A 24,880-nucleotide genomic window follows, 5' to 3' on the forward strand; every position below is an offset into this window, starting at 1 on the left:
TAGTCTGCGCACTGACGGGAAGCAGAAATTGGTCATAGGCGTAGGAACGCTGTCTAACTAGGCGCCGTTGTATCGGCAGGCGACATGCTGCGCAAAGGCAAGCTGACACAGGGCCATGCCCGGGCTATTCGTCGTGCGGATGATCTGCGAGGAAGCGGGCAATATGCGGCTGTAGAAACCGCTGCTGCGGGCCTTTTGACCTTGACCAGCATGCTGTCAAGCATCGGGCAATTCGGCAGTCTGGCGCATGGACTCCAATACTGCCAATGCAGCCAGCAGTTGGGCGCCATTCTCAGGGCGGTGAAGGCTCACGCCAGACTGTTGCGCAACCCGCTCGATTATAGCCTCACGCGCCAGCCCCAGCTTATTGGCCACATGCAGCGCACAGGACCGTGCATGGGATGCCCGGTGCGAGAATGGCAACGTCTCATCCAGCAGTTTACGTCGATGCGAGCTGAACGACATTCAATGACTCCCCTACGTGTCTCATTCCCATGGCTTGGCGCTGTGTGTATGAAGTAGCGTACTACATGCCTTGAGAGCGCTCCCAGCATGCCAGCTTTGATGCGCCGCACCATTTTCGGATGAACGGTATCGTGCTATCGCATGCCAAGCCCTCCCCTTGTCTCTATAACAAGAATGCTACCGGCGAATGCCTGCGTGGCACGCATCGGTACGTCACCACCTTTGTGGTGCGCCTATGGAGGAGTCCAAGACATGACGCTGGCGAACATTCCTATCCGCGGCAAGCTCCTGCTGCTGCTGGCCCTGCCCTTGTTGTGCCTGTTGCTGGCGGCAGCCAGTTGGGCGTGGTCTGGCTATCAGCTGGCCCAGCAGCTGGAAGCCACCGCACGCCTCACCGTACTGGCCGACCGCGCTGGCACGCTGATTCATACCCTGCAGGTTGAACGCGGCACCAGTGCTGGTTTCCTGTCCAAGGCTGATGGCAATGCTGGCGTGCTCGTCGAGCCACGCACCAAATCGGATCAGGCCGTGGCAGATTGGCGCGCCGCCCTGGCCGCCAATCCGGCCGAGGGCCAGTTGGGCCAGATGCTCACGCGCAGCATAGCGGGCCTGGCTGCATTGTCGAACGTGCGCAGCGAGGTGGACCGCCGAGGCCTGGCGCCGGCTGCCGCTATCAGCGCCTACAGCGAACGCATCGAAACGCTGCTGGGTGTGGTCGATCAACTGGCCTTGGTGAATGATGAGCCCGAGCTGTTGCGGCAAACCCAGGCGCTGATCGGCCTGCTTTGCTACAAGGAGGAATCCGGCCGCGAGCGGGCCTTGCTCAATGGCGCCTTCAGTGCCGGCAAGATAGACCTAGCGCAAGGACTCAAGGTCAGCAGCAATGTGGCGCGCCAGCAGGTCTGCGCCCGCCAGTTCGATCAATATGCGGGCGCCGCGTTACGCCAGCAGCACGCCGAGCTGCAGCAATCGTCCGACTTTACCGGCACAGCCGCACTGCGGCAGCAGGCGCTGGCGGCCATAGGCGCCGAGCAGTTGCAAGGCGATGCCCAGCAATGGTTTGCCACCTCGACCGCCCGCATCAATGCCTTGCACAAGTTGCAGGGCAGTCTGCTGAGTGAGCTGTCCGGCACGGCGACCAGCCGCCGCGATGCGGCGTACCAGCAGCTCTATGGGTCGCTGGGCCTGCTGGCCGGGGTATTGCTGGTAGTCGGTGCCATTGTGCTGGTAGTGGCGCGCAGCATCATTCACCCTATCCAGCGGCTGGAGGGAGTGATGGACGGCGTGCGCGAGCATCTGGACCTGACCGAACGGGTACGTCTGCCGGGCACGGACGAGTTGGCCCGTATAGGCCGGGCGTTTGATCTGCTGCTGGACAAACTGGCCGAGACCTTGGGCGATATCGGCCAGCGTGCGGTAGCCGTGACCGGCGCATCGCAGCAAATGGCCAGCACGGCGGGCGAGGTGGCCGGTGCCTCGCACCTGCAATCCGAGGCGGTATCGGCGATTGCGGCGGCGGTAGAGGAAATGTCGGTCAGTATTTCGGCGGTAGCCGCCATCACCACCGACTCGAAAACCCACGCCATGCGCACGCAGAGCCTGGCAGGACAAGGCGCCGAGATTGCCGGCAAGACCGTGGGCGAGATGGAGCAGATGCGCGAGCAGGTGGATGAATCCAGCGCCGCACTGGCCCGGCTGCGCGAGCACTCAGGCGCCATTGGTGAAATAGTCGGGCTGATACGCGATATCTCTGACCAGACTAATCTGCTGGCACTGAATGCCGCCATAGAAGCCGCCCGTGCCGGCGAGCAGGGACGCGGCTTTGCCGTGGTGGCCGACGAAGTACGCAAGCTGGCCGAGCGGGCGAGCAAGGCCACCAGCGAGATATCCCTGCTGATCAATCATATCCAGACCGATACGGTGCAGTCGGCCGATGCCATGCAGCAATCCTGTGGACGCATGGATGGCGGCGTGCAACTGGTACGCAGTGCCGCCGAGGCCTTGCAGCGCATCAACGACGAGGCCGTCATCACCGGCCAGGACAGCAACCAGATCGCCGCTGCCATGCAAGAGCAGCAGGTAGCCAGCGGACAAGTCGCCAACCGGGTGGAACAGATTGCGCAGTTGGCCGAAGAAAACAGCCGCTCCATCGACCGGGCGGCCGACCTGGCGGGGCAGTTGGACCAATTGGCCGGCGAGTTGCAGAGTTTGTTGCGGCGATTCAGGCTGGCTTGATGCGCTTGCGCTCGGACTCCTGCATTTAACGTCACCGCGGCTAAGCGAGCGAAGACTGACGTGATTGCCCTGCAGACTTGCTTCGATTGATCACGTGCGGGCAAGGGGCAACAACACCGCTGTGCCACCCCTTGGCCGCAGCACTGATGGCCGCAGTAGGCTTCGCTTAGACCGGCACCCGCAGCAGGTTAGGTGGCAGGTTGCCCCGGAATATCGGCCGATTGGCGTTGTCGGTGATCAGCAGGTACTCATAGGTCGCGGCGGCATGGTGGCGCGAGTAGTAGAAGGCGCGGCGGCCCCCCAGGGTGCGTATGGTCAGGCGCCCATCACGGCTGGCCGAAAGATCATACTCGCGCGCCGTGCCGCCGCCAGCCGCGCCAGGATTGGTGGTGTGGGGGCCACGGTCATGCCCGGGAAAGGGGTTGTTGTTGTCTATCAGGTTGCGCACAGCCGCCTGATAGACCAGGGGAATCTGGGCAAACCGGATGTAGTTCCCCGGTGTACGGCCTCGCCAGGCATGCTTCTGGGCATCCAGCTCGGCATGGGCGGCGGCAATGCGCTCCACCACTTGCGACAGGAAGTCGCCAGTCGACACAAAAGCCATGTTGTCGCGGAATATGGCGGCGACTGCTTGATCCAGGCAAAAGCGGTTGAAATAGAAGTGGGGGCGTCCCGCCTGCTGAGCCGCAGAAAACCGCTCCAGCGTGGCCATCGCCTGTGCCTGGGGCAGTTGTATGCTGGCACCGGTAATCAGTATCGTCATCATTTCTCCTTTGTTTGTTCTGTTTATCTCCGCCATTTATGAAAATGGCATGGGGGCGCACCATAGCATGAGATACGGCAAGCCGGCGATAGGCAGCCGTGCCGTCCGCTGTGTGCCCAGCTAAGCCATGCTTTGCCCGCTGGTTGCGGGGTAAGGGTGTCGCAGTAAACGGCCGTCGTAAGCACGGCTGAGCCAGCCATCAGCCAGGGGCAGCGCATCGGTGGCAAGCCCGCGCCGCGTGACCTTAAAACACCGCCACAACACGGCAAGTCCGGCGTGCCCCGCCGGCCTGGGCACCTCGTCGCTTTAGTCGCGCACCGCTTTGTCGGTCCTCACATTGAGCGTGTGCCGGACAAAGTCCACGCAAGCCCCGAACGCGCTTGATATCCTTAAGCAGTACCCGCTATCAGAGTACGGGATAGCCTTTGAGAGGAAGCACATGGTGTCGAGATGGATGGCCAGGGCCGCGCTGGCCCTGATACTGCTGGCAGGCGCACTCCCCGCCAGTGCCCGCGAGCTGCTGGTGGTCGGCACCCAGTTTGGCCGGCTGTTCGAGCAGGTGCCCAGTGGGGAGTTCGAGGGCTTGGCCGTCACGCTGGTGCGTGAGTTTGCCAGGGCCAGCGGCCATACCGTGCGTTTTGACATCTACCCATGGGCGCGGGCGCAGATGGTGGTGCAGACCGGTAAGGCCGATATGCTGATCGGCCCCTACAAGACACCCGAGCGCGAACAGCTTTTTGCTTTTTCCGACAAGGCTTTTTACCGCGATGAAATGGTGTTCTATGCGCGTGCGGGCAGCAGTACGCGCTGGGATGGCGACTATGCCCAACTGCGGGGGCTGCGCATCGCCGCCATCCGGGGCTGGGCCTACGGTGCGGGCTTTGAAGCCGCGCGGGCGCAGGTGGATATGACCAACAACCTGCAAAGCGGCATCCTGATGCTGAGCGAAAAGCGGGTAGACCTGCTGGCCACCAATCGCCGCAACACCGAAGCCCTGCTGGCCACCATGGCCAGCCCGCCAGATATCCAGGCGATCAGCCCCATCATCGAGGTGCAGGATGGCTATTTTGCCTTCCCCAAGTCGGCAGAAGCCGCCTCTTTGCGCGCAGAATTCAATGTCTTCTTCAACAACCTGATACGCAAGGGCGAGCTGGCCAGACTGGCACGTCAGCATGGTGTGACCATACCCTGAAGTTCGTTATCTGCGGCGACTTGTAAATAGCTGGCTGGCCAACGATAAAGAATGCCAGACACAGGAGAGCGCCATGAATCGAAAAGGGAGCGGTGACCAGCAACCTTTCTTTGCACCTATCCCGGTTCCGCCCGTGCGCCCTGCTGTGCGGCGCCCGCTCAACCCAAACGCGATTCCCTATGTGCCGCTGCGCCAACGGCAAAGCCGCGCCTATATGTACACCCCCTTCGCCAACGAGGACAGCCTCAAAAGCGCGCTGGGCGAAAACATGGTGCGCATACGCAAGGGCAAGCAGGCGCATGGCTTGCTCGCCCCTAGCCACAAGATGGCCGATAACCTGGAAGCCATCCGGCAGCAACGCCTGCAGGAATGGGGCGGTACCATACACCAGGCCAACCAGACCCTGAACAACCACGCACAGCGCGGCCGTGCACAGGATGCGCTGCTGCTTGATCGCATCAAACGCATTACCGATCACAACAAGGGTAGCCCCTTGGCCAATATGAAGCTGAAGGCCTCGCAGATCAAGAAGCAGCAGATTGAGTTGGAGAACCTGAAAACCGAAAAGGTGATGGCGCAGAGCGACCTGGGCCTGCACCAGGAGCGCTTTGCCGCGCTACAGCAGACCCGCATACTCAATACCTCGGCCCACCTGTATCCCCAGCTATACCCCGACCCACCGCTGCAACACCTGGCGCACAAGGACAAACTCTATGTGCTGGGACACGGCGCGCCCGACAGCAGCAAGCTCTACGCCACGCAGGACGGCAAGCAGTCGATGGATGTACCTGCCCTGCGCGAGCACCTGAAACAGGCCGGCTTGCCCAAGAACTTCGTCGATCTGCGGTTAACCGCCTGCCAGGGCGTACCGCCGGTCGAGACACCAAAGCAGCGCGAAGCTTCGCTGAAGTCCAACTATCTGGTGCCTACCCTGTACCAGGCCATCAAGGAGGACTTCCCCCGCATCCGGGTGACCGGCTATGCCGGCAATGGCGTCACCTTCCCCTTCAATTCAGACCACCATCTGCGGTCGGCGCCGCACGATGACCTGATACGGGGACGGCGCAAGGAGTTGGCCGTTCGCTACCCCAGCTGACGCAGCCTTCGGATTCTGAGAGCCATGATCGCTCGTTCTGATCACTTGTGGTCACTCCGCTGAACCTCAGTATTGAAACTGCTGCACAGGTGACCTGAGAGAGGTCAAGGGAGTAGCAGTATCACGTGCCGGTCGATGCAAATCGTTCCCGACCGTCAATGAGTACGTGCGCGCGAGCACTCTCGGTAACCGCGCCGAAACATTGGACATTCAGGCGCGCTTCGCGCAACGTCATATGATTCGGGCTGCTCACATGGTCAGTTTCCGTCGTTCCATCGTCCTCCCAGAAACACACGCGACAAATCTCATACACGCTGCGCTCTCGCAGGCTGCGGTACCCGCAACAGGGACACGTAGCCAGCTCTTCCATATCACCATCAACGACTTCGTGGCACCCCAGGGTTGCAACTTGGTCCGTCAGATATGAATTGAGGACGCCCACATAGGTGCTGCGGAGAGCGACCTGTAGAAGTGGATCATAGAGCGACGCTCCTGGATTATCCGGCTGGCCGGTACGCCCTATTGCCTCTCTCAACACATCGGGGAGTTTTTGGTAGTCCGGGTCGCTCGCGTCGATGGCCCACCAATCGAGCAGCAACGCTTCGCGTTCGTCATTTGAAAGCTTGGCAAGAGATTGTCGTACCAATAGGTCAATCGCTTCATTTCTCGTCATAAGGCAATCTTCCATTGCTACCGTCCAATCAGTTGAAGTGCGTGGCCTACCGAAGACGCATACAACAAGACTCGATTTCGCCGGTTGCAATCAAATCAGCGACTGTTCGTCGAATCACATCCACGCTGATCGTCTCAACTACAATCATATCCACCGCCCAGATGTACGTACCCTCAGCGCATTCCCCAGAATTGCGATATCTCTTCATAAGCGTCCGAAGATTGTCTACGGTAAAAAATGTTGCCGCGAAGATCCTGCCGTCTTCAAGGCTAACCAACGCGTCGATATTGTCATCGACCACAGCAACGATTTCGCTACCCGATGGTGTACTCAGCTGAAAATTCATGGCTTCAGTTTCCAAAATAAGTGCCTATCAGGTAACCAATAGCCTGCGCATGCGTTAACAGCGGGTGTAATCACGAGAGATAAAAGCGAGCGGTCATGCCCGCCAAATCCGCAACCGCCTACTTGAACTGCTGCATTTCCGCCTTGTACTCGGGCGATTCCCTGACGGCGGCGACACTATCCCAGATTTTCTGGGCATAGGCCGGGTACTTGCCCACAAACTGTTTGGACAGCATCAGAAAGTAAGGCTTGGATACCAGGGGTGGGTCTACCCGCTCTATCCTGGCCCGGAACTCTGGCCGGCTCTCGACACTGGTATCTCCCCGCTGGGTTTGCAGGGCCACGCCCGATACCCGTCCAAGCAATAACTTCTGGAAATTCTCGTCGGTACTGCGTACGCCTTCATCCAGCTTCAAGCCCATGGCGGCCAGTTGGGCCACGATGGAGAAACCCGGCTGCACGCCTATGGGCAGGCTGGCATGGCGTATGGTGGTGCCGTCCCACTCCAGCTTGCTGCCCTTGAGGCGGTAAAGGCTATAGCTCTCGTCCAGCATGCGCCTGGAGGGGTCGGGCTTGTCACCCGACATGGGGTAGACACCCAGCTCCATCCGGTCGCGTGCAAAGCTGATCTTGAACAAGCCATCCATCTCCCCCGCACCGACCAGGGCCATGCAGCGCTTCCAGGGCAGGGGCGTGATGCGTATGGGCAGCGACAGCTGCTTCTCGACCATGCGCATCATGATGACATTGAGGCCAGGTCGGTCTTTCATCACCCAGGGATAGGCGTCTTCCTCTTCTGAACACAGATGCAGCTGGGCGGGCCGCTCTGCAGCCCAGGCCTGCAAGGGCAGCAAGAGCCAGGCGGTGAGGGCAAGCAAACAAGACAGCTGCGGTCGCATGGTGCACTCCCGGGACGACGCACGGGCACGCGGAGACATGCCCTTATCCCATCAGGGTAGCAGCCGGCCGGCGCATTGCCAGCGTAACACCAACTACGCACCGTTGCGCTGACGCATGCGCGGCACGGACAAATGGGTGGTTTTCTACCCGCTGCTGGGTAATAAACCACCCGGCCCGGCCAGGCAGGCCCAGGACACCTTCTGATGGCCCTGCTTGGCTGGACACGGTTTCGGGCCGCCGCCGCCCGGCCGTCCAGCCGGCCACCCCATGGTGCAGGACTTGCTAAGGCAAAGCGCATACAGGCCTAACAAAGGAAGCACCAAGATGAGCTCGCGCGACGGCAAGGGAAAAAGGACGCTCGCCACTTTGGCAGCAAGCAGCACAGTCAAGCCAGCACCCAAGGCCAAAAAACCCAGGCCAGCGACCCTGCCCGACCTGAACATCCCCCATACCTACATCCGGCAGTCCAGCACCACCGTAGGCCCCTCCCACCCACTTACGCCCAAGGTGGGCAAGCCATTCCACGATGCGATAGGCGCACTGCGTGATGGCGGCGACCAGATCGTCAAGACCCAATTCAACCTGAAGGTAAAACGAGGTACGGCCAAGTCGGTGAGCGTACCGGTCGAGGGGGAGTTCAGCGTGATAGGCCAGGGCACCGGCCTGGTACAAGGCTCGCTGCATACCCCCAACCTGACCGCCTATAAGGGCTCCACCGAGGATCGCAGCGTACTGCCGGCCAATCTCAGCCTGCAGCGTGCCCGGCTGGAGGGCCGCGCCATCAAGCAGCTGACGGAGACCGGCTACCAGGCCGATGCCAAGAAATCCCAGCTGGATGAGCTCAAGCTGAACAAGGATGGCAGCTTCCCCAAGAAGACCACGCTGGGCGGCATTGCGCTGGGCGCTCACCTAGAGGACATCACCGCGTACAGGGCAGTCAGCCTGCGGGACGTCGGTTCCGCCATACGGGCGAAGACCATGGCCACCAAATGGCAGATACTGGCGAGTGGCAAGGAGGACGCCGGCCAGGGTTTCCGTAACAATCTGCTGGCGGCACTACCACAGCTGGGCAATGACGATGTAGAGACAGCAGGCCTGAAAAAGACCGGCATCGCAGCGGTCAAGGCGCACTGGGAGGCTGGCGGCACGGCGTTCAGTAAACGGAAGCAGACCAAGAATATCCAGGCCTATCACCAGGAGGCCCATCAGGCTGCCAGTGATCTATTCGTGAAGAAGTTCAAGGATGTCCGGGCAAGCGGCGACTTTGCCCAGGCCGGCAAGTGGTGGACCAAGAAGAGCGCGAAGCTGCAGGCCATCTTTACCGATCTGGCATCGCCGGACGAAGCGACCCGCAATGAGGCCGCTGAGCGCTACCGTGCCATAGGCACCAAGTACGTGCAGCGCAAGTTCGATAGGCATGGCATCAAACGAAGCTAGCTGCACTCCCCGGCCGCTGCAGGTGTGGCTGCCAGCGGCCCTTGCAGGCTTGAATCCAGCACAAGAAAACCCGCCTGCAGCCAGCCGCGTAACCAGATTGGGGCATGGCTGTGTATCGCCTCACCAAACTGCTCGGCGGTCGCCGCCAGGGCTTGTGCCAGCGTGCCATCGGCCTGTGCCCAGCGGCTCAGCAACGCGTACTGGGCGGGTTGCAGGCTGAAGATGCCCAGGCGGTAATGGGTACGCACCAGGGCCAGTTGCACCTGCTGCGGCAAGGGAAAGTCAGGGTCTTGGTCATCGGCAACCTGCTGGTAGTAGGCACCGACCGGAAAGCGGTACTGCCGCAGCGCCAGGCAGGGTTGCAGCCGCAGCGCGGGGTGGTCCTGCTGCGCGGGCGTCGCATAGCCCTGCTCCTCGGCGCCAAGGGCGTCGAACAGGCTGTATAGCGTCCACTCGAAATCTGCCAGGTCCACCATGAAGTCTATCCAGGCTTCTTGCTGGGCGGCGTGGGCATCGGGCCGGTTCTGCTGCAGGTAGTCGGCAAACCCTGCCCCCAGGTGTGCCAAAGTAGGGCTGTGGGAGGGGTGGGCACGCAGGTACTCACGGGTAAAATCGCGGAACAAATCTGGCCCCAGCGCGTGGGACAGCGCCTTGAACTGGCCCTGCATGCACTGCAGAAGGCGCGCAAAGTAGGCACGCTGGTAGATGGCCAGGTGCTGTACCGGGTCCAGCTGGCCGGTGGGCGCGATATAGCGGGCGATCAAGGCATGATCCGGCCCCTCGGCTTGTTGTAACAAGGCGGATTGCATGAATTGCTGCAGCTGGGCCAGCGCAAGTGGCACCACGTCGGCGCGACCATCACGCATCCTGGCGCTCCTGCTCCATCATCACCATCTGCTGTGCTTCTGCCATCAGGGGCGCGACCATGAAATCCACCGGGGTGGAGACCGCTTCTGCGGCATCGCCCCCACCCGCCTCTGCCACCGGCCAATGGTTCATATGTTGCTGCATGTAGCCCCTGGCCTTGTGCAGCTCGGCCAGGCAGGTATCGAAATCCGGGATATTGCCGTCCCATTCCAGCAGGATGGCCGCCGCCGGGCTGCGCCGCCAGACCTGCTGGAACAACTGCCAGACGGCTGCGGCGACCGGGCGGTCATGGGTGTCGATGATATGGCTGCCGCAGTGCTGATGCCCTGCCAGGTGCAATTGCACGATGGCCTCGTACGGCAGGGCCTGCAGGTAGTCTTGCGGGTCCAGCCCGGCGTTGTAACAGCTGACATAGCAGTTGTTGACGTCGAACAGCAGCCGGCAGCCTGTCTGGGCCACCAGCTCGGCCAGGAAGGCCGGTTCGGTCCAGCTTGACTGCGTATAGCTCAGGTAGCTGCTGGGGTTCTCCAGCACCAGCGGGCGCTCCAGCAGCTCTTGGACAATGCGGATGCGCTGGGCCACATGCTGCAAGGTCTCGTCGGTCAGTGGCAGGGGCAGCAGATCGTGGGTGTGTTTACCCTGTATCCCGGTCCAGCACAGGTGGTCGCTGATCCACTGCGGCTGTATCTCATCGGCCAGGGCTTTCAAGGCCTGCAGGTAGCTGAAATCCAGCGGATCGCTGCTGCCTATCGACATGGACACCCCATGCATGACCAAGGGGTAGCGCTCGGCCACCTGCCGCAGCACCTGGCGTGGCCGGCCGGCCGAGTACATGAAGTTCTCCGAGATCACCTCGAACCAATCCACGGCGGGGCTATGCGTGAGGATGTGCTCGACATGGACATGCCGCAATCCCAGGCCCAAGCCTAGCTGTGGCCAGCTGCCGCCAGGGTGTGGGGCGTGCATGCTCAGATGCAGCTACCGCCACCGCTCATGCCACTGGCGCCGCAGGCGGTGTAATCGGGATCGAAATTGGCATCCAGCCAGGCGGCCGTAGGGCCTACCGGCGATGGCGAGGGCAGGACCTGGCGCCGGGCATCCTTCATGCGCTGCTCAAACAGCGCGCGGGCGCGCAGCCATACGCTCTGGCCCTGGTTGGGGCCATTGGTGGAGAAGCGCTCGGCATTGATGGGCACTGCACAGGACCCCAGCCAGGCACAGGGATTCTCGCCGGGGTGGTTCTGCTCTTCGCCCGTGCCATAGAGGCCACAGCCGCCCTGGCCTCGGCAGTTGTTCAGGGTATGGCAGGAGTGGGCGGCGGCCGTGGCGCAGACGCCGCTGCCGGCGCAGCTATTGGTCCCCAGCCTGTCATGCCCCTTGCAGGCATTGAGGCCCATGCAGGCATGCAGTTCACGGGGCTGCTTGATCACGGGTGAAGTCATGGCATCTCTCGCTACGCATAGGATGGCGGTCGGCAAACCCGCCATCGGTCGTTGAACACGGCATCAACAGGCCAAGCTGCTACCTAGAAGCGCACGATGCCGTCCGGCCCGACATTCACGTCGGGCAGGTCGCGTATGCGCCCCAGGATATTGCTGTCCAGCCCCAGGCTGGCTGGTACGGCCAGGCACAGGTCTATCAACTCCTGCTTGGCGGTGGCCAGGCTGTTGAACTGATAGTTCTCGAAGGTCGGTGCCAGCACCTGGCCGGCCTTGTTGTTAAGGTACTGGTAGCGCATGCCACCCAGTATCTTGTCGAGTATGAAGATCATGCCCTTGTGCATACCCACGTAGAACAGCGATTCCTGCGCTTCGCCATCCAGGCGGTAGGCGGTTTCGGTCAGCAGGAACAGATAGGAGTACACCGCATTGGCCAGATCGACCAGGGGCAGGAAGGCGGCGGGATAGCCGGCACGGGTAGGGTTGACCGGGAAGGGCTGGATGATAAGGCTGAGGTCGCTGGCGCTGAAGCTGTTGATCTCCTGCCGCAATGCATCGTACTTGTACCAGTGCGATACCTCGTTGCCTTCGGGGTCGTCGCGCTTGTGGCTGGGGTCATTGGTATAGCCCTCGCCCTGCAGCATGATAGAGTGGATTGCCATCTTGGCATCGTGCTTGCAGCGTATGCGCCGCAGGTGGCCGCTATCTTTGTTATTGGGATACTGGGCCTGCTCTGCACCGCGCTTGACCGGGTTGAACGGGTCTTCCGGCTGCTGGATGTAATAGGCGTCCTTGGGGTAGACCGTGTCGACATTGTTGGGCGAGTAATACCCCCGGTGCGCTGCCAGTTGCTTGTCGGCACGGCCATAATCCTCGTCGCTGGTCTGATCTATCAGTTCGACGATATAGCGATAAAACTGGCCGATGGAATCCCAGTTGTCGCTCTGTGGCGGCGCGCCCTCGGCCTCGGGCACCTCGATGACCTTGAATTGGTCGAGCTGGTGCGCCGACAAGGGCTCCAGCCCTACGGCAAAGCCAGCTTTGTGGTGGGGCAGATTGGTCGGGTAGGCACCGGGCGAGCGGCAGTACAGCTTGGGCTCGCCACCCAAGGCTCGCAGGATATTGCAGCTCAGCGACATGTGCAGCATCTCTTCCACCGCCACGCTCATTAGCAGCCCACCTGCCTTGTTGGCAAAGGTGGCCAGCGCCCGGCCATTGGGCAGGCTGTCGGTATCCTGCGGCTGGCGCTGGATGGAGTAGTAGGTATAGAGATAGATCGGGATGGTGGACAGCTCGATCTCGATGGCAGTCTGCAGATGCGTGTACAGCGCCTTGCGCAGTTCGGGGCTCATCATGGCCTTGCGTTCCCAGCTGAAGATTCATCGGAAAACCGGCCCCGGCAAGGCGCACGCTGCCCATGCGCCTGATTGCGCCAACACAGCCGGGTCTGTGTTGTTTGCTGGAGCATAGAAAACAGCAAACCGGAAAAAATCATCCATATGGGGGAAGCGGCAAGCCGCGTGGTGCGGAACACTAGGCGGCTTGCATAGGCCACACGCGCCGCCTTTCATTCAAGGCGCGAAGAGCAGCTAACAAAACCCAGCGTAGCGGTTCTGGCTAGGCGTGCGTGCGCAGACAGTACGTGGGTACGGCAAGCTCGCACAACAACGCCAGAAGGGTTTTGTTAGCTGCTCTATGCTGCTAAGACTGCTAATCACTCATCACGGCCGCCAGTGCAGCGGCCCAACATTGATCGTATCCAGGAGACAGGAAAACATGGCCCGCAAAACCGCCACCGGCAAGGCTAAGCCCGCCAGCCCCCAAGGCTCCGAGGTAGAGCGCATCAAGCGCTTTATCCGGGCCAAGGGCGAGCAGATGCTGGAGCACCGCAACGTCACCAGCCTGGGCATAGGCTACAAGGAAGAAGCCGGCAAGCCGGGCAGGACCCTGGCCTTGCAGTTCACCGTCGAGCGCAAGGTGGCGCTGGAATCGCTGGAGGCCGTGCATGGCGCGCCCATACCCGCCAGCTATGAGTTCGAGGGCATGGCCATCCCTACCGATGTAATACAGCGCAGCTACAAGCCGTCCTATATCCAGGTGGCGCTGGAGGCCAAGTCCCCCCGCAAGTCGCGCGTGGATCCGGTACTGGGCGGCGTCAGCATCTCCCATGTCGACCTCAGCGCCGGCACCCTGGGCGCCGTAGTGCAGGATGCCGCCAGCGGGGAAGTGCTACTGCTGTCGAACTGGCATGTGCTATGCGGCGCCACCGGCAAGGAAGGCGACACCATCGTCCAGCCCGGCCCCTTTGACGATAGCCAGGTGCAACGCAACAAGCTGGGCGTGCTCCGGCGCTCGCACCTGGGGCTGGCCGGCGATTGTGCTGTGGCTTCGCTGGCCGGGCGCAAGGTCGACACCACGGTGCTGGAGCTGGGTGTGGCCATAGAGAGCATAGGCAAGCCCGAACTGGGCGATCTGGTGGTCAAGTCGGGGCGTACCACGGGGGTCACCTATGGCGAGGTGACTCGCATCGAAACCCTGGTCAAGATGCCCTACGAGGGCATGGGCATCGTCAATATCTCCGGCTTTGAGATCGGCCCGTCTGCCGCCCACCCGGCCGATGGCGACGAGATTTCCAAGGGGGGCGACTCGGGCGCAGCCTGGTTGGCTGCCAACCCCAAGACCGGCAAGCCGACCTCGGTCATGCTGGGCCTGCATTTTGGTGGCGATGTGCAGGGCAGCGACGGCGAATTCGCCCTGGCCTGCAGCGCCCAGGCCGTGTTCCAGAAGCTGGAGATTACACCGCTGGACAAGACCGCCCGCACCAAGCCGGGCAAGCCGCCCAAGGCCGGCAAGTCTCTGTTGCAGACCGGCTTCCAGACGGGCTTCCTGGACTTTGAGGTAGCCCTGCCTACCTTCAGCGGCAAGCTAGCCAAAGACCTGATCGGGCTGGATGGCACGGACCGCATCGACTACTGCCACTACAGTGTCTGGCTGTCCAAATCGCGCAAGCTGGCCCGCTGTGTGGCCTGGAATATCGATGGCAACAGCAAGAAATCACTGAGCCGCAAGGGTATTGCCTTCAGCAAGGACACCCGTGGCGAGCTGGAGGACTATCAGCTGGGAGACGAGCTCTATGCCAGCAACGATCTGGACCGGGGCCATGTGGCCCGCCGGGACGACCTGGTCTGGGGGAGTATGGAAGAAGCCCAGCAGGCCAATCTCGACAGCTTCTATTTCAGCAATATGACCCCCCAGCACAAGGCCTTCAACCAGGCCTCGCTCAAGGGCAAGTGGGGTGAGCTGGAGGACGCCATCCTGGACGAGGTGGTGGTCAAGGACCTGAAGGTCAGTCTTTGGGGTGGCCCGATACTGGACGAGGACGACCGCCCTTATCGCGGCACCCGGCTACCCGACGAATTCTGGAAGGTGGTGTTCTTTACCGACGACGCCGATGGCAGCCACAAGGCCAGGGCCTTTATCCTCAGCCAGAAGGATTTGCTGGGCAAGCTCAAGCCCGAGGCACTGGAGCTGGAGATGTTCCGCTGGTACCAGGTACCCCTGGCCACCGTGGAAGCCCGCTGCGGTTTCAAGTTTGACGCCGCCATCAAGCGCTACGACGCTGCCACGCCGCAGGGCCTGGGCAGCGTCAGTGCCCGGCTGGTGGAGGCAGGCCGCTTCTTCGAAATCTGAGCGCCCGGTATGAACAGAGGTCATTGACGGGTGTGATGGACAGCGCCAGGGTAACCCTGGCGCTGGATGCCCGCACAGTCTGGGCGCCGCCGACAAAACCCTGCTGGCGTAGTTGTGCCAGCTGGCCATACCCACGTACTGCCCGCTGCATGCACCTTGCCAATACGGCCACGCTGAGCTTGGTGTGCCGCCCTAAGCCTGAGGCACGCCCTGATTGCACCCCCACCCTCGCCTGACCCTGCGGCCTGCTGCACTGTCCAAACAGCACAAGCTGCTGTCGTCCCACATCCCCACGTTCTATAACAACTGTGTTGATCCAGAACGCATGTGTCTTTTTCACATGGGGCTTGACCCATCCTTTCGCAATACAGCGTGCTATATATAACCCTTTTCGGGTAAACGCAGCTGCGTATCCAGAGGATGCATCATGGCGTGGCAGCCGCACATAGCAAATCAACTTGATCACAGGCGGGATGAACAGGGGTGGCAGGCCGCGCATCTGCACGGGGCGGCGCAGACCGCCATGCTGTTCGACGGCGTGCCGGGCTTTGCCTACATCGTCAAGGATGCCGCCGGACGTTACGTCTCCTTCAACCAATCGGTGATGCAGCGGGTAAAGGCCCGCCGGCCGGAAGACATACGTGGCCACACAGCGGCGGAAATCTGGCCCGGCCCCATGGCCGCACGCTACAACCAGCAGGATCAATGGCTGATCAAGCGGCAGCTGCCCATCTTCGATCAGCTCGACCCGACCCTCTATGCCGATGGCGAAACCGGCTGGTGCATAACGCATAAGTACCCGCTCTATGTCACTACCGGCGAGCTGGCTGGCATCCTGTGCCTGTCACGCGATCTGCCGGAAATCTCGCGCAACGGCCTGATCAACGAGCAACTGGCCAATGCCGTGGATCGCATGGTCATCCACTTCGAAGACAAGCTGCAGATTGCCGACCTAGCCGAGCAGGCAGGCCTTAGCAGCAGCCTGTTTTCCGCCCGTATCCGCAAGATCTACGGCATCAGCCCGGCCGACCTGATACTGCGCAGCCGCATCCGCGCCGCCTGCGCCCTGCTCCGCCGCGACGACGCACCGCTCAGCCAGATTGCCCTGCAATGCGGCTTCTATGACCACAGCCTGCTAAGCCGGCAGTTCCAGCGTGTAATCGGCACCAATCCCTCCAGCTACCGCAAATGGCTGCAGACCCAGCCGCAATCCACCCTGGTGCCGTGGGAACCACACTGGCCCCGCTAGTGCCCTGCTGTACCTACGCCCCCTTGCACCGGCTGCCAAATCCTGCGACAACGCCGGCTGCACGGTATTTCAACGGAGCGCAGGCATGAGCACGGAACTACAGATCATCGATATACAACTGGGCGAGGGCAAGGCGGTCGTCAAAGGCGCCCTGATCACCACGCAGTACCGTGGCTATCTGGAGGACGGCACCCAGTTCGACTCCTCCTACGACAAGGGCAAGCCCTTCCAATGCGTCATCGGCAGCGGCCGCGTCATCAAGGGTTGGGATCTGGGCCTGATGGGCATGAAGGTAGGCGGCAAGCGCAAGCTGCTGGTGCCAGCCCACCTGGGCTATGGCGAGCGCCAGATCGGCGCCCATATCAAGCCTAATTCCAACCTGATCTTCGAGATCGAGCTGCTGGAAGTACTGACACGGGATGATTGAAGCGCTGCACATTGGCAGGTGCAGCTGCGGAATCTGATCGCTCGTGATCGCTCTGCTGATTGGATGTGATCATCACCGCACTTTCAGAGACAGCGGATTGGCGGAATCGTGACCGTCCAACTTTTTGGGGGGCATTCACATCAGGAACGATTCAATGCGGTCTCCCAATTGTGCCAAATGGCATTGAGAGTTGAGTTTTTATGCCATCACACCATCCCCCAATCGAGATTCTGTTTTCTACAGTGGGTCGACTATCCCCGAAGTCAGTCGCCGACCTACCCAAGGATGCGTGATGAAGAGCCTCAATAATCAGGTGCAATCAGTGAGCCAGTTGTTGGCTATCACGCAGCTTGCCATCCCCGGTTATCAACGCCCCTACCGCTGGAGCGCCAAAAACATCGCGGATCTATTTAGTGATCTGGCAACCCGTCAGGAAAAGAGCGCCTACCGGCTGGGCTCTGTGGTGTTTCATCAGCACACCGATACCAAGCGGGGCGAAACGCTCGATATCGTCGATGGTCAGCAACGCACGCTGACCCTGATGTTGACTGTCAAGGCGCTGATTGAGGTACTGGATGACGAAAGTCGTAGCGGTAAGGACAAAGCAACCCGATTCCAACGCCAGGATCTGCGGCAGCAGCTGGCGGCATTAAGGACGCCCATCGACGCCTTTATGGCACGCCAATGTTTCCCAAGCCGGGATTCAGAACTGAACCTCAGGCGCAACTATCTGGAGCTGCGCCGGCTAGTGGCCCGCCCCGAGTTTGACGAGCAGCAGATCGACTTTCTGCTAAACCGTTGTCAGGTGGTCTGCTTTGTGCTCCAGGATATCTCGGAGGCGTTTCAGTTCTTCGATTCGCAAAACGCCCGAGGGCGCGATTTGGCGCCCCACGATCTGCTCAAGGCGTTTCACCTGCGGGAGTTTGCCGAGCATGAGGCCAGCCTCAAAGCCGAGGCGGTCGCACATTGGGAACGTCTGCCCAGCGACGAGCTGGCCAACCTGTTTGCCCACTATCTCTATCGGGTGCGGCAATGGGCCGAGGGCAAGTCGGCGCGCTACTTTGGCAAAAGTGAGGTGGATCTCTTCAAGGGGGTTAATCTCGACCAGGTCGGCCACTTTCCCTACGTGGAGGCACTGCGCATCGCCCACCACTTTGTCGACGAGTACAACAGCCAGTATCAGCGCAAGATTGACGGCCAGTGCATGGCGTTTCCGTTTCATCTCGACCAGATGATTATCAATGGCCGGCGTTTTTTCGAGATGGCCGAGTATTACCAGAAGCGGGTGGCCGCCATCGTGTCCGAGGAATCTGACTCCGCCCGTGGGCAAGCGGCCACGCTGCTCGGTGAAGCACTGACCCTGCAGGCAAGTAAAGTGCTCAGAACCTTGGGCAGCTACGAGCGTCGTCACCGCACAGGGGATCGCTATGTACGGGCCATGTTCGATTGCGCACTGATCTTCTATATTGACAAGTTCGGCAGTCAGGGACTCTCGCTGGCCATCGAGAAGTGCTTTATCTGGGCTTATCGCTGCCGCATTCGCCAACGGGCGGTACAACTGGCAACCATGGATAACTACGTGCTGGAGCACAATCTGATCCGCGCCATTCGCGATGCACGCCTGCCGGGAGATCTGCATGGTTGCACTTTGCCAAGCATGAGCAAACAGGAGAACAAGAACAATCACAATGGCACCGAAGATGAGCTAGTCGAGCTGTTTCGGGAGATGAAATATTATGAGTGACGCAGGCGTTAGCTCTTTTTCTATTCGCGCTCTGCTGGAAGACAGCGCCCGCTATCTGGTGCCCATGTACCAGCGCAATTATGCCTGGGGTGAGGGGGAGATCACCCAGTTGCTGCAGGATGTTCTCGATTATCAGGACAAGCTAAACAGCGAAGGCAAGCACCAGACTTACTATATCGGCACGCTGGTCGTGTTTGCCCGAGGAGACGGCAGCTTCGAGGTGATCGATGGCCAGCAGCGCTTGACTACCCTCTCTCTGCTGGCCAATTGGCTGAAGCATCAGGGTAAAGGGGCGGTGGATATGAGTTGGTATAGCGCTATCAACCTGACTTTCGAAAGCCGCCCGGTATCGAGTCACACCTTCGAGCGCTTATGGCAGGGCGTTGCTCCCCACGATTTGAGGGAAAGTACCTTTAACGAAGGGTTGGTGAATGGGTTTGAACTGATCGGCAGGGCACTGGCTGAGCTTGGTCTAGCTGCTGCCAGATTGACGACCTTTAGTGACTACCTCTTAAAGCATGTGCAGATCACTCGCATCGAGGTGCCCAAAGATACCGATCTCAACCACTTCTTCGAGGCGATGAACAATCGCGGCGAACAGCTGGAAAAGCACGAGGTGATCAAGGCGCGGTTGATGGAGACGCTGAACCAGATCCCCGAGGAGGTGACTCGTCGCCAAAGCATCCATGTACTGACTCGTGTATGGGATGCCTGCGCCAATATGGAACGCTATATCCAGTACGGCTTTACCCCGGATGAGCGTCACCTCCTGTTCGGCCAGAATGACTGGGGACAGTTTTCCCCACAGGATTTTTCCCACCTGCTCAATCTGCTCGCTCCCTCTTACAGCACCAAATCGTCGGATGACACTGGTGATGGTCTGACTGTCGGCAGCCACGGGCGCACGCTGTTGGCCATTTTGCAGGATGACAAACTCAATGTAGACCAGCAAGTGGAGGAGGAAAGTGCTGGCTCGGAGCGCTTTCACAGCGTCATCAACTTTTCCAACTTCCTGCTCCATGTGCTGAGACTTGTCAGCCGTGACCCTGACAACACAGAAGGCGTGCCGCTCGATGACAAGCAGCTGATCGATCAGTTTGAGCTGCGGGTGATAAGGCAGTCGGATCCAGTTACGGCAGTCCAGCGCTTTATCTATGGCCTGTTAAAGAGCAAGTATCTGTTTGATCAGTTCATCATCAAGCGAGAGTTTGCCGATGGAAAAGATGGCTGGAGTCTGAAGCGGTTGCACTGGTACTCAAAAGAAAGCGTCAGCTACATCAATGCCTTCGATGAGAGCGAGGATGGATTTGATGGAATGAACCGGCGGATCCTGATGCTGCTGTCGGCGTTTCATGTGTCGACCTCAACACTGGTTTACAAGCACTGGCTAAACGGTGCTCTGCGTTATCTGTTCGACAACTGCCGCCCTGAGCAACCGGTGGAGAGAGGGGCTTATCTTGCCTACCTGGAGAGTCAGGCTCGCCGCTTTGTCTTCCAGCGCTTTCTGTCGCCGAGTGGAGGTGCTTCCTATTACCAGATGCTCTACGGTGATAACTCTCTTTTGCCCGGAGTCGAGGTTGATGAGCACTGGCATGAGTTGATTAAAACCAAACTGCGTTTTGGCCATATCGAGAACAACTTTGTGTTCAACTTCCTCGACTATCTGCTGTGGGTGCGAGATCGTTCTAGCGACAAAGTAGTCGGCTCCTTTGAGTTCACGTTCCGCAGTTCGGTGGAACACTTCTCACCCCAGCATCCCATGGATGGCTATAAAACTGTCGAGGAGAGTGCGCTCCATTCGTTTGGCAACCTTTGCCTCATCAGCCACAGCAAGAACTCGCGCCTGAGTAACTTCCAACCCACACAGAAACAAGAGCACTTCAAGGCGAGCCTTGCCAACAACCAAATTGATAGCCTCAAACTACTCTCGATGATTCGGTTGATGGAAAAGGAAGGCCACTGGCGGGAATCCGAGATTGCAGCGCATCAGGTCGAAATGCTGAAGGTGCTGGCAGATGCGGCAGCAAAGATGGAGGAACTTTAAGAGTCGGTTCCCGATAGCAGGCAAACAACATGATTACGACGATTGAATGTAAAGCGGCTAGACATGCGCACAACCCATCACACCAAATAGCATCGGATTTTATAGCGCCCGCTGTTTGGTCTGGCCTACCTACACACGGATGAGCCTGCCCCCGGCCTAAACCGGGGGCATTTCAGGCCAGACTTCAACCTACTTGGGGAAGGTATAGGTAACCGAGAAGTTACCCGCGCCCGAGTAGGACTTCACCTCGAAATAGTAATGCCCTGCCGTACCGGCATAGTTGATGGTCTCGCTGGAGGTGGGGCCGGTGGCCGACGCCACCACCGCCCAGGCGGAGCCATTCCACTTGTACAGCGCCAGCTCGAAGTCGGTGTTGGCCGGCCCGGTCAGCTGCAGCTTGAAGTTGCCGCCCAGATTGCTGGTATGGGCGCCGGCAGCCGGCAGGTTGACCCATTGCTTGTTGGCCACCGAACCCGTTACCGTCACTGGCGTGGTGCCATCGCCGGGCTTGTAGTAGTTGGCAAACACCACACCAGCTCGGCGTTCGTTCACCGCGTGCCAGGGCTGGCCCAGGGTGCGCATGCGCGAGTTCTCGGTGGGACGGTACATGCCGCTGGTGCAATAGCGGCCACCACGGAACAGACCCAGGGTGCCGTTGGCGTAGGCGCCCGTCGGCGTGGGCACCTGCACATTCGATGGAATCAGGCTGCCCCATTTGCCGCCATTACGCGTGCCTTGCAGGGTGACGTTGGCTTCGGTGGGCTCACGGCTGGTATCGCAGCTGCCGTAGTCATACTCGTCCGCCAGCTTGAATGCAGTGTGGCCTATCTCGTGCAGCGCCAGCTCAATGGCCGAGGTGTGCATGGTCATGGTGGCTATGCTGCCGCCAGCACCGCCATAGCGGGTAGAGTTGGCAATCACCACGATCACGTCGCGGCCATCGGCGGCGGTCACCGAACCCACGTTGGAATACACCAGGTTGTCATCGGCACAGACCAGGCGGTCCAGGCCCCAGCAGCCTATCTGCACACCCAGGGCGGTGTTCTTGTAGATGCCCTTGTCCGGCTCATCCACGCCAGATTGGGCGCTGACCACATCGACGCGGCGGATATTCATGCCGGCCTTGTTGGCACCAAACAGGGGGTCGGCCAGCATGCCGTTGGCGACCTTCTGGGCGTCGCTGGCCCATTTGCCCATTTCGGCGCTGGTATAGCCATCCCCTATCAGCACGATGTCCATGCGGTTGTTCGACGGGCCGGTATTGTGCAGCAGCACCGAGCTGGCCTGGGCCCGTACGGCCATCATGCGTTCGCCGCCATTGAGCAGCTTGTCCAGCAGCTTGCGATCGAAGCGCTTGGCGGGCTTGGCAGCGGCAGCAGCAAAGGCGCGCTCATCGCCCAGCTCGGTGTTCTGCCCACCCACCAGTTCAACATGGTCCAGTGTCTTGTAGCCCGGCACCCGTACTTCGAACACGGTCTGCGGCAGGGTGACCTTCTGGGCGTGTTCTATCTCCCCGGTTTCGGGGTTGAACGATTCGGCATTCAAGGTGGCCGGGTTGGCTACCCGGCTACGAAACAGTTCCCTACCTTGGCGGTCGCGTCCCACCACATAGAGATCGGATGCACTGGGTTGTACCGGCTTGGGCGTGCTGGTGAACTGGCCGGTCTGGGCATGGACCAGCTCGTAGTCGCTGCTGCCCCTGTCGTTGTTCTGCTTCACTCGGAGCAGCAAGCCGTCCGCCGCGTATACCGCCTGACCAGCCAGGGCCAGCCCCAGCATAAAGGGTAGGGAATGCTTCATGATGCGCCTCTATTCTAATTATGCCGATGGGATATCGGCTGCAGCATCATGAACTTAGGAGAGTTTGTACGATTGTACGGATTTGTGCAGGCTGAGACCAAAAGCATGCAAATCTGCTGGATGGTATATGCAAATCGGGTAAAAAGCCGGGATTCCGACGGATGGCAGCAGCTTGATCAGCATCAATACCGTGCTTGCCGGGCTCAGGTGTAATCCAGGCCAGGATTTCTCACCAACCTCGCAAAGGATATTCCCCATGAAAACCAGTACGCTCAAGCACTTGGGCCTTAGCCTGGCACTGGCCGCCACCGCAGCCCTGCCAATGGCAGCACAAGCCGAGGAAGGCCCCTGGCTGGTACGCCTGCGCGCCGTCAACCTCGACAGCGCCAACAAGGACAGCACGGGCCTGGATCTGTCCATCAACAACAAGGTGATACCAGAATTCGATATCTCCTATTTCTTCACCCCGGAGCTGGCAGCCGAACTGGTGCTGACCTACCCGCAAAAGCAGACCATACGTTCAGGCGGTGTAGACATCGGCAGCCTCAAGCATCTGCCACCCACCCTGACCCTGCAGTACCACTTCAATAGCCAGGGCGCGCTCAAGCCCTATGTTGGCGCTGGCATCAACTACACCCGCTTCTCCCAGGTGCAGTTCCACCCCGCCGTCGCGGCCGCCTTGCAGCCCAGCATCGGCAAGAACAGCGTGGGCCTGGCTCTGCAAGCTGGCCTGGACTACAAGCTGAACGACAGTACCTATCTGAATTTCGATATCAAGAAGGTACAGATACGCACCGACGTGAAATCGGCCGGCACCAAGGTCGGTGAATTCAAGGTCGACCCCTGGTTGATCGGCGCGGGTGCTGGCTGGCGCTTCTGAGAGCCTGATAGGGATTACTAGCGGCATCAAGAATCCGCCTACTGCGGTGGCACCCGGGAAACCCGGGTGCTAACCCTTTGCGATAACTCAGGCAGCGGCTCTCCCCTGATTGAGCCCCTCCCCTACCCCGGCCGCTTCAGGCCCGCCAATACCTTCACCGCCCCGGCCATCTCGTCCGGTGTCAGTGCCGCATAACCCAGTAGCCAGCCTTCCTGCCTGGGTGTGCCCAGATACAGGCTGGACAAACTGGGCGTGGCGATGCCCAGGGCGGTAGCCTGCCGGCTCAGCGGCAGCTCCCATCCCGTGGGCAGGCTGGCTGCCAGTTGCAGGCCGCCGTTGGCGGCTTGTGGCGACAGCCAGGGCAGGTGGGTGGTCAGCAACGCCTGCAGGGTATCGCGCCGGCTGCGATAGAGCTGGCGCATCTGCCGCAGGTGGGCGGCAAAATGGCCCTGCTCGATAAAGTCGGCTGTCACCGCCTGAGACAACTGGGTGCAATGGCCGTCCTGCACCGTCCGCGCGGTCACCATGGGCTCGACCAGGGCCGGTGGCAGCACCAGGTAGGCCAAGCGCAATGACGGGAACAAGACCTTGGAGAAGGTACCGAGGTAGATCACCCGCTGCTGGGCATCCAGCCCCTGCATGGCCGGCAAGGGGTGGCCGTCGTAATGGAATTCGCTGTCGTAATCGTCCTCCACCAGCCAGCAGCCGTGCTGGCGGGCATAGTCAATCAGGCCCAGGCGGCGCGGCAGGCTGAGCGTCGCCCCCAGCGGGTACTGGTGCGAGGGCGTCAGGCAGATCAGCCGGGGCGCTGCCGACTGCGGGTCGAACTGCAGGCCGTCCTGGTCCACCGGCAAGGGCAGCAGACTGGCCCCTGCCGCCGCAAACGCGGTTTTGGCGCCACGATAGCCGGGTTCTTCCACCCAGACGGTGTCGCCGGTATCGAGCAGCATGGTGGCCAGCAGTTGCAAGGCCTGCTGCGAGCTGGTCAGCACCAGCACCTGTTCGGCACTGCAGCGCACCCCGCGAGATTGCCCCAGATAGTGGGCAATGGCCCGGCGCAGATCCGGGTGCCCCTGTGGGTCGCCGTAGCGCATCAGCGCCTCGCCATCCTGCCTTAGCCGGCGGTTGAGCAACTGCCGCCAGGTATCGGCCGGGAAGGCCCGCAGCTCGGGGCTGCCGGCGCAAAAAGCCTGGGGGCGGAGTGGATCCTGGCAGCCGCCGCCACGGCGTATCTGCTCGCCCCGGCGCGACAGGCCCAGGCCAATGGCAGGTATGCCGCTCTGCACCGACGCTTCCCGCCTGGGCATGGCGATGCGGACAAAGGTACCCTGGCCGACATGCCGGCCCAGATAGCCCTCGGTTTCCAGCTGGGCATAGGCCGCCTCCACCGTCACCCGCGAGAGGCCCAGGTCGGCCGCCAGCACCCGCGATGCCGGCAAGCGGGCGTGCTGTGTCAAAGTGCCGTTGGCAATAGCCTGCCGCAAGGCACGGCACAGCTGCTCGCGCAGGCTGGTGCCGGGTGCGGCGGTCTGCCGGAACAGCGACAGCCATAGGCTGGGCATCGTCATGAATTGGCCTTATCAAAGCAAGGGAATTGGCCTTAATGATAGCGCCAAGCCTGCCTACAATGGCCT

20 protein-coding genes are annotated in these 24,880 nt (G+C 60.7%); 10 read left to right on the forward strand and 10 right to left on the reverse strand.

Going from position 1 to position 24,880, the window contains the following annotated elements; translation table 11 throughout:
- Nucleotides 1-717: 717 nt before the first annotated feature.
- Nucleotides 718-2,700: a methyl-accepting chemotaxis protein gene (locus V7714_RS08755; RefSeq protein WP_335709376.1), complete on the forward strand. Its 1,983-nt coding sequence runs from the start codon at nucleotides 718-720 to the stop codon at nucleotides 2,698-2,700.
- 166 nt (nucleotides 2,701-2,866) lie between these two features.
- On the opposite strand, the gene V7714_RS08760 is transcribed toward V7714_RS08755, so the two are convergent.
- Nucleotides 2,867-3,466, reverse strand: a complete 600-nt coding sequence (locus tag V7714_RS08760) for a hypothetical protein (protein WP_335709377.1) — start codon at nucleotides 3,464-3,466, stop codon at nucleotides 2,867-2,869.
- A gap of 436 nt (nucleotides 3,467-3,902) precedes the next feature.
- On the opposite strand from V7714_RS08760, the gene V7714_RS08765 reads away from it, so the two are divergent.
- Nucleotides 3,903-4,655, forward strand: coding sequence for a substrate-binding periplasmic protein (locus V7714_RS08765; RefSeq protein ID WP_335709378.1), 753 nt, complete (start codon nucleotides 3,903-3,905; stop codon nucleotides 4,653-4,655).
- Nucleotides 4,656-4,728: 73 nt separating this feature from the next.
- Complete coding sequence (locus V7714_RS08770) at nucleotides 4,729-5,751, forward strand: hypothetical protein (RefSeq protein WP_335709379.1); 1,023 nt, start codon at nucleotides 4,729-4,731, stop codon at nucleotides 5,749-5,751.
- 121 nt (nucleotides 5,752-5,872) lie between these two features.
- On the opposite strand, the gene V7714_RS08775 is transcribed toward V7714_RS08770, so the two are convergent.
- The 3 genes from V7714_RS08775 to V7714_RS08785 all read right to left on the reverse strand — a co-directional run bounded on the left by V7714_RS08775 (nucleotide 5,873) and on the right by V7714_RS08785 (nucleotide 7,668).
- Nucleotides 5,873-6,424, reverse strand: coding sequence for a CPCC family cysteine-rich protein (locus tag V7714_RS08775; RefSeq protein WP_335709380.1), 552 nt, complete (start codon nucleotides 6,422-6,424; stop codon nucleotides 5,873-5,875).
- Nucleotides 6,425-6,470: 46 nt separating this feature from the next.
- The gene (locus tag V7714_RS08780; RefSeq protein WP_335709381.1) at nucleotides 6,471-6,770 is read right to left on the reverse strand and encodes a hypothetical protein; all 300 of its coding nucleotides are present in this window, start codon (nucleotides 6,768-6,770) and stop codon (nucleotides 6,471-6,473) included.
- Nucleotides 6,771-6,888: 118 nt separating this feature from the next.
- Entirely contained in the window at nucleotides 6,889-7,668 is a 780-nt protein-coding gene (locus V7714_RS08785) for a substrate-binding periplasmic protein (RefSeq protein ID WP_335709382.1), read from the reverse strand.
- Between the two features lie 325 nt (nucleotides 7,669-7,993).
- Here V7714_RS08785 and V7714_RS08790 point away from each other — a divergent pair, with 325 nt between their 5' ends.
- Nucleotides 7,994-9,106 (forward strand): hypothetical protein, encoded by a 1,113-nt coding sequence (locus tag V7714_RS08790; protein ID WP_335709383.1) that lies wholly within the window; start codon nucleotides 7,994-7,996, stop codon nucleotides 9,104-9,106.
- Here the strand turns inward: V7714_RS08790 and V7714_RS08795 are convergent.
- From V7714_RS08795 to V7714_RS08810, 4 genes are all read right to left on the reverse strand, one after another.
- On the reverse strand, nucleotides 9,103-9,972 hold the full coding sequence (locus V7714_RS08795) for a DNA-binding domain-containing protein (protein ID WP_335709384.1): 870 nt from the start codon (nucleotides 9,970-9,972) through the stop codon (nucleotides 9,103-9,105). The two genes, V7714_RS08790 and V7714_RS08795, sit on opposite strands and share 4 nt — an antisense overlap.
- Nucleotides 9,965-10,939 (reverse strand): MNIO family bufferin maturase, encoded by a 975-nt coding sequence (gene bufB / locus V7714_RS08800; RefSeq protein WP_335709385.1) that lies wholly within the window; start codon nucleotides 10,937-10,939, stop codon nucleotides 9,965-9,967. Before bufB ends, V7714_RS08795 begins: the two co-directional genes overlap by 8 nt.
- Nucleotides 10,940-10,941: 2 nt before the next feature.
- On the reverse strand, nucleotides 10,942-11,415 hold the full coding sequence (locus V7714_RS08805) for a hypothetical protein (protein ID WP_335709386.1): 474 nt from the start codon (nucleotides 11,413-11,415) through the stop codon (nucleotides 10,942-10,944).
- 83 nt (nucleotides 11,416-11,498) lie between these two features.
- A complete protein-coding gene (locus V7714_RS08810; protein ID WP_335709387.1) occupies nucleotides 11,499-12,767 on the reverse strand; it encodes a ferritin-like domain-containing protein in 1,269 nt (422 codons plus the stop codon).
- Between the two features lie 421 nt (nucleotides 12,768-13,188).
- Between V7714_RS08810 and V7714_RS08815 the strand changes: the two genes are divergently transcribed.
- From V7714_RS08815 to V7714_RS08835, 5 genes are all read left to right on the forward strand, one after another.
- A complete protein-coding gene (locus V7714_RS08815) occupies nucleotides 13,189-15,102 on the forward strand; it encodes a DNA/RNA non-specific endonuclease (protein WP_335709388.1) in 1,914 nt (637 codons plus the stop codon).
- Between the two features lie 523 nt (nucleotides 15,103-15,625).
- Nucleotides 15,626-16,351: an AraC family transcriptional regulator gene (locus V7714_RS08820; RefSeq protein WP_335709389.1), complete on the forward strand. Its 726-nt coding sequence runs from the start codon at nucleotides 15,626-15,628 to the stop codon at nucleotides 16,349-16,351.
- A gap of 85 nt (nucleotides 16,352-16,436) precedes the next feature.
- Entirely contained in the window at nucleotides 16,437-16,778 is a 342-nt protein-coding gene (locus V7714_RS08825) for an FKBP-type peptidyl-prolyl cis-trans isomerase (RefSeq protein ID WP_335709390.1), read from the forward strand.
- Nucleotides 16,779-17,070: 292 nt separating this feature from the next.
- Nucleotides 17,071-18,522: a DUF262 domain-containing protein gene (locus tag V7714_RS08830; protein WP_335709404.1), complete on the forward strand. Its 1,452-nt coding sequence runs from the start codon at nucleotides 17,071-17,073 to the stop codon at nucleotides 18,520-18,522.
- Complete coding sequence (locus V7714_RS08835; protein WP_335709391.1) at nucleotides 18,515-20,566, forward strand: DUF262 domain-containing protein; 2,052 nt, start codon at nucleotides 18,515-18,517, stop codon at nucleotides 20,564-20,566. The genes V7714_RS08830 and V7714_RS08835 overlap by 8 nt, the downstream gene beginning before the upstream one ends.
- Nucleotides 20,567-20,755: 189 nt before the next feature.
- On the opposite strand, the gene V7714_RS08840 is transcribed toward V7714_RS08835, so the two are convergent.
- On the reverse strand, nucleotides 20,756-22,366 hold the full coding sequence (locus V7714_RS08840) for a M64 family metallopeptidase (protein WP_335709392.1): 1,611 nt from the start codon (nucleotides 22,364-22,366) through the stop codon (nucleotides 20,756-20,758).
- Nucleotides 22,367-22,622: 256 nt separating this feature from the next.
- Here V7714_RS08840 and V7714_RS08845 point away from each other — a divergent pair, with 256 nt between their 5' ends.
- Nucleotides 22,623-23,246, forward strand: a complete 624-nt coding sequence (locus V7714_RS08845; protein WP_335709393.1) for an OmpW/AlkL family protein — start codon at nucleotides 22,623-22,625, stop codon at nucleotides 23,244-23,246.
- Nucleotides 23,247-23,368: 122 nt separating this feature from the next.
- Here V7714_RS08845 and pdxR read toward each other — a convergent pair whose 3' ends face one another.
- Nucleotides 23,369-24,814: a MocR-like pyridoxine biosynthesis transcription factor PdxR gene (pdxR, locus tag V7714_RS08850; RefSeq protein WP_335709394.1), complete on the reverse strand. Its 1,446-nt coding sequence runs from the start codon at nucleotides 24,812-24,814 to the stop codon at nucleotides 23,369-23,371.
- Nucleotides 24,815-24,880 lie beyond the last annotated feature (66 nt).

Source organism: Chitinimonas sp. JJ19 (assembly GCF_036961565.1).
Classification (GTDB): Bacteria; Pseudomonadota; Gammaproteobacteria; order Burkholderiales; family Chitinimonadaceae; genus Chitinimonas.

Excerpts from the sequence above, each read along its gene's own strand:
- V7714_RS08755 (WP_335709376.1), top strand. The coding sequence starts at position 718 with ATGACGCTGGCGAACATTCCTATCCGCGGCAAGCTCCTGCTGCTGCTG.
- V7714_RS08760 (WP_335709377.1), bottom strand. The coding sequence starts at position 3,466 with ATGATGACGATACTGATTACCGGTGCCAGCATACAACTGCCCCAGGCA.
- V7714_RS08765 (WP_335709378.1), top strand. The coding sequence starts at position 3,903 with ATGGTGTCGAGATGGATGGCCAGGGCCGCGCTGGCCCTGATACTGCTG.
- V7714_RS08770 (WP_335709379.1), top strand. The coding sequence starts at position 4,729 with ATGAATCGAAAAGGGAGCGGTGACCAGCAACCTTTCTTTGCACCTATC.
- V7714_RS08775 (WP_335709380.1), bottom strand. The coding sequence starts at position 6,424 with ATGACGAGAAATGAAGCGATTGACCTATTGGTACGACAATCTCTTGCC.
- V7714_RS08780 (WP_335709381.1), bottom strand. The coding sequence starts at position 6,770 with ATGAATTTTCAGCTGAGTACACCATCGGGTAGCGAAATCGTTGCTGTG.
- V7714_RS08785 (WP_335709382.1), bottom strand. The coding sequence starts at position 7,668 with ATGCGACCGCAGCTGTCTTGTTTGCTTGCCCTCACCGCCTGGCTCTTG.
- V7714_RS08790 (WP_335709383.1), top strand. The coding sequence starts at position 7,994 with ATGAGCTCGCGCGACGGCAAGGGAAAAAGGACGCTCGCCACTTTGGCA.
- V7714_RS08795 (WP_335709384.1), bottom strand. The coding sequence starts at position 9,972 with ATGCGTGATGGTCGCGCCGACGTGGTGCCACTTGCGCTGGCCCAGCTG.
- bufB (WP_335709385.1), bottom strand. The coding sequence starts at position 10,939 with ATGCACGCCCCACACCCTGGCGGCAGCTGGCCACAGCTAGGCTTGGGC.
- V7714_RS08805 (WP_335709386.1), bottom strand. The coding sequence starts at position 11,415 with ATGACTTCACCCGTGATCAAGCAGCCCCGTGAACTGCATGCCTGCATG.
- V7714_RS08810 (WP_335709387.1), bottom strand. The coding sequence starts at position 12,767 with ATGATGAGCCCCGAACTGCGCAAGGCGCTGTACACGCATCTGCAGACT.
- V7714_RS08815 (WP_335709388.1), top strand. The coding sequence starts at position 13,189 with ATGGCCCGCAAAACCGCCACCGGCAAGGCTAAGCCCGCCAGCCCCCAA.
- V7714_RS08820 (WP_335709389.1), top strand. The coding sequence starts at position 15,626 with ATGCTGTTCGACGGCGTGCCGGGCTTTGCCTACATCGTCAAGGATGCC.
- V7714_RS08825 (WP_335709390.1), top strand. The coding sequence starts at position 16,437 with ATGAGCACGGAACTACAGATCATCGATATACAACTGGGCGAGGGCAAG.
- V7714_RS08830 (WP_335709404.1), top strand. The coding sequence starts at position 17,071 with ATGAAGAGCCTCAATAATCAGGTGCAATCAGTGAGCCAGTTGTTGGCT.
- V7714_RS08835 (WP_335709391.1), top strand. The coding sequence starts at position 18,515 with ATGAGTGACGCAGGCGTTAGCTCTTTTTCTATTCGCGCTCTGCTGGAA.
- V7714_RS08840 (WP_335709392.1), bottom strand. The coding sequence starts at position 22,366 with ATGAAGCATTCCCTACCCTTTATGCTGGGGCTGGCCCTGGCTGGTCAG.
- V7714_RS08845 (WP_335709393.1), top strand. The coding sequence starts at position 22,623 with ATGAAAACCAGTACGCTCAAGCACTTGGGCCTTAGCCTGGCACTGGCC.
- pdxR (WP_335709394.1), bottom strand. The coding sequence starts at position 24,814 with ATGACGATGCCCAGCCTATGGCTGTCGCTGTTCCGGCAGACCGCCGCA.